This is a genomic window from uncultured Nostoc sp., assembly GCF_937863485.1.
Taxonomy (GTDB): domain Bacteria; phylum Cyanobacteriota; class Cyanobacteriia; order Cyanobacteriales; family Nostocaceae; genus Nostoc.
In genome coordinates this window covers 1-3712 of the sequence record NZ_CALMFY010000035.1, presented here as the reverse complement: position 1 = coordinate 3712, position 3712 = coordinate 1, and the positions used below count along the sequence as shown (strand labels likewise).

At 44.9% G+C, this 3712-nt stretch carries 3 protein-coding genes and 1 pseudogene; 2 read left to right on the top strand and 2 right to left on the bottom strand.

Annotated elements, in window-relative coordinates; translation table 11 throughout:
* Positions 1 to 213 precede the first annotated feature (213 nt).
* Positions 214 to 1527, top strand: a complete 1314-nt coding sequence (locus Q0541_RS04875; protein ID WP_298906343.1) for an ABC transporter substrate-binding protein — start codon at positions 214 to 216, stop codon at positions 1525 to 1527.
* Between the two features lie 117 nt (positions 1528 to 1644).
* Positions 1645 to 2556, top strand: a complete 912-nt coding sequence (locus Q0541_RS04870) for a carbohydrate ABC transporter permease (RefSeq protein ID WP_298906341.1) — start codon at positions 1645 to 1647, stop codon at positions 2554 to 2556.
* Positions 2557 to 2803: 247 nt separating this feature from the next.
* Here Q0541_RS04870 and Q0541_RS04865 read toward each other — a convergent pair whose 3' ends face one another.
* Both Q0541_RS04865 and Q0541_RS34305 read right to left on the bottom strand, forming a co-directional pair.
* Positions 2804 to 3025, bottom strand: coding sequence for a hypothetical protein (locus tag Q0541_RS04865; protein ID WP_298906338.1), 222 nt, complete (start codon positions 3023 to 3025; stop codon positions 2804 to 2806).
* 21 nt (positions 3026 to 3046) lie between these two features.
* Positions 3047 to 3485 (bottom strand): annotated as a pseudogene (locus Q0541_RS34305) (SDR family oxidoreductase).
* Between the last annotated feature and the right edge of the window lie 227 nt (positions 3486 to 3712).

Here is a 3712-nt window from a genome sequence, read left to right as displayed (position 1 = left end):
TTCACTTTATCAACAACTGTGATTTTTCACAACTCATTTAGGATTGCTATAGCACAAAAATTGTTGTCAACAGGGTCGAACCGTCTACCATATTCATTGGGAGATTTCAAGCTTTGGTGTCGTTACCTTTATCTTGTGGTTTCCCCTTCTTTTTTGCTATCCCAACTCACATAAGCCGTATAATTATTACCATTAGCGATCGCTAAATTCATAATGTTGTATCAAAACCCAATAAACAAGCTACAAAAATTTATCCGAAAACAAAATCTTTTGCATATAGGGATTTTTTTGGCAATTCTATTAGGTATCATATTATTCAATTGGGTAGCACTCTCGCAGCGACCAGTTACCCTAAATATGTTAATTACTGCCCCAGATGCCCAACCTTGGAAGCAGGGTTTAATTAGAGACTTTGAGGCTGAGAACCCAGGTATTCGCATTAACTTAGTTGAGGGGCCAAATGCTACAAATTTGCTCGAAGACCTATACACCTCATCGTTTATCTTAGGTGAATCCCCTTATGATTTGGTGAATATGGACGTGATCTGGACGCCCAAGTTTGCTGCTGCTGGATGGTTGCTACCCCTAGATGATCGCATTTCTAAGCAAGAGTTGGCAGCATTTTCACCCAAGGATGTAGAAGGCGGACGTTACCAGAACACACTGTACCGCATTCCTGTGCGTTCCGACGTGGGAATGCTCTACTACCGGGAAGATTTAATCAAAGAAGCAGGATTGCAACCGCCAGAAACCTTTGAGGATTTGATCCGAATTTCCCAAGTCTTGCAGAAGAAAGACAAAGTGAATTGGGGCTATGTTTGGCAAGGACGCCAATATGAAGGACTCGTGGCAATGTTTGTGGAAGTCCTTAATGGCTTTGGTGGCTTCTGGGTTAATCCCAAAACGTTCGAGGTTGGGCTAGACCGACCAGAAACATTACAAGCCGTTGAGTTTTTGCGTAGTACCGTCAGGCTAGGCGTTTCTCCTCCTGGAGTCACAACCTACCAGGAAGAAGACACCCGCCGTTTCTTCCAAAGTGGTCAAGTAGCGTTTTTACGTAGCTGGCCCTATGCATGGCCTTTAGCCCAAGCAAAGAATTCGTCAATCCGAGGCAAAATTGCAATTAAACCGATGGTTCATGCTCCTGGTAAGACTGGTGCAGCTTGTTTAGGAGGCTGGGGTATAGGGATTGCTAAATCTTCTAAACATCCCGAAGAAGCTTGGAAAGCAATTCAGCACTTTACCAGTCGGGAGGTACAGCGCCGATTCATTTTGAGTGCAGGCTATGTGCCAAGTCGCCGGGATTTATTTACAGACTCAGAGATTGTTGCTAAATACCCTCACTATCCGCAGTTACTAGAGGTTGTGGACAATGCAGTTTTACGTTCGCCGATCGCGCAATATGACCAAACATCGGATATTTTGCAGCGTTATCTCAGCGCTGCGCTATCCGGTCGGCTAAATCCGCAACGAGCAATGCAAGCTGCTGCTAATGAAACGCGCCGACTGCTAGGAACTAGGAACTAGGAACTAGGAACATGGGAGAATTAATAATGACTAATACAACTCTTGGAGAGGCTGCGCCCTAAGCGTAGCTATGCCGCAGGCTCTACGACTACGCTCAGTACAAGTGACTCTTGACTAATGACTAATCTGCATTCACTTCAAGGTCGGGAACAACGGACTGCTTGGCTTTTATTAACACCAGCATTATTGCTGTTGTTATTTGTATTTGCCTACCCGATTTTACGAGCATTCTGGTTAAGTGTATTTACTAGAAATTTAGGAACGGAACTACAACCTGTATTCTCTGGTTTGGACAATTATGTGCGGATGGCAGGGGATGGTCGTTTCTGGCAGAGTTTGTGGGCGACGACCGTCTTCACAACAGCATCCGTGCTTTCAGAACTACTGCTAGGACTAGGGATTGCCCTAGTTCTCAATCAGGCGTTTTTTGGACGGGGCGTAGTACGGACAACTGCCATTCTACCTTGGGCTTTGCCTACCGCTCTGATTGGTCTGGCATGGGCTTGGATTTTTAACGACCAGTTTGGGGTTGTAAATGATATTCTGCGGCGGTTAGGGCTGATTAAAACTGGAATTAACTGGTTAGGAGATCCAACTCTGGCGATGAGCGCAGCAATCTTTGCTGATGTTTGGAAAACTACACCCTTTATTAGTATTCTGCTGTTGGCTGGCTTGCAATCGATACCAGCAGACCTCTACGAAGCCTACTCTGTCGATGGGGCAAATGCTTGGCAGAGCTTCCGCAATATTACCTTGCCACTGCTGCTGCCACAAATCTTAATTGCAGTCCTATTTCGATTTGCTCAAGCTTTCGGGATTTTCGACTTAATTGCTGTGATGACCGGGGGTGGCCCTGGTGGTGCAACTGAAGTTGTGTCACTATATATCTATTCCACGGTAATGCGCTACTTAGATTTTGGTTATGGAGCAGCCCTGGTAGTAGTGACATTTCTAATATTAATTGCTGCGGTGGCGATCGCTAGTTTCTTGCTTAATAAATACCATGCCAAAACATCAGGAATTATTTAACGGATCGCAAAAGTCCACATCTTCTCTACGAAATCGGAGGCAAACAAATCTTAGTAGGGTGGAAATAAGGACTTTCAAGGATAGGTATTTAAAAATTAGGCAGTAGAAAGGGTAAATTCTCACGTTTAAATTCGCTTGCTTTCAGACCTTTTTAAATAATGGAATGCAAGTCTTATTCAATTCCATTATCTAAAACTTAAAATCTAAAATTCGGTGAACTGCAATTTAGGCGGATCAGCACAGTTCGTTAATCAATATAGTCCGGCGGGTACACTTCCTGACCATACTTTCTGGTAATTTCTTGCATCCATTGCTGCGCTGCCTCATCCATAGTTGGGGGAGGCAGAAAGGTGCCAGCCGCTACAGGCGTGCCGATCTCCTGAAAAAATTTCTCCAGTCCGGCCGGAACTACCACGCACCACAGGTGCGCGGTTATATCCGTCTCATTCTTAAAGTCATTGTTATCCAAACGCGACAGTATTTCCCTACACTAAACGAAGTTATTTCCACCATCAATGTTGATTGTCTGACCGATTATGAATGCTGCGTCATCAGACGCAAGGAATAGTACTGTCCCAACCAGATCGTCGGCAGTTTCTCGTCTGTTTATAGCTCTTGCTTTTGCCTGCTCGTCGAGTACAGCGGCAGGAAAAAGCGCAATGATGGGTGGTGTATCCGTTATATCCGGAGTAATTGCATTGACGGTGATGTTGTGTTGACCGAGTGCGTTTGCAAGCGACCTAGTGAACCCAATCACGCCCGCCTTTGCGGTGAGGTAGTGGCATTGATCTGGCGTTGACTTTGATCAACGGTAGGAGCGATCGCGTCACCCCTTCAGGACTATCGAGATTGATTGCACAAACCTCGCGCCATTCAGTATACGAGATATCCTCGAAAGGTGTGACTGGAAATTTACCTGCGTTGTTGATCAGAATATCAACTGCACCCCACGTTTGCTGTACCTATCATTTAAATAACTTTATTCCCAGATTGTTAGCCACTTCTCATAAAAAACGTCTTCAACTTTATCGTACTTTACTTAAAGTTATTGCTCATAAGGCTGTTTCTGACCGCTCAGGTCGCAGCGAACCACGAATCCTTTTACGTCGTCCGAAAGCCTACCCCTTAATGACTAAACCCCGGCATGAATTACACA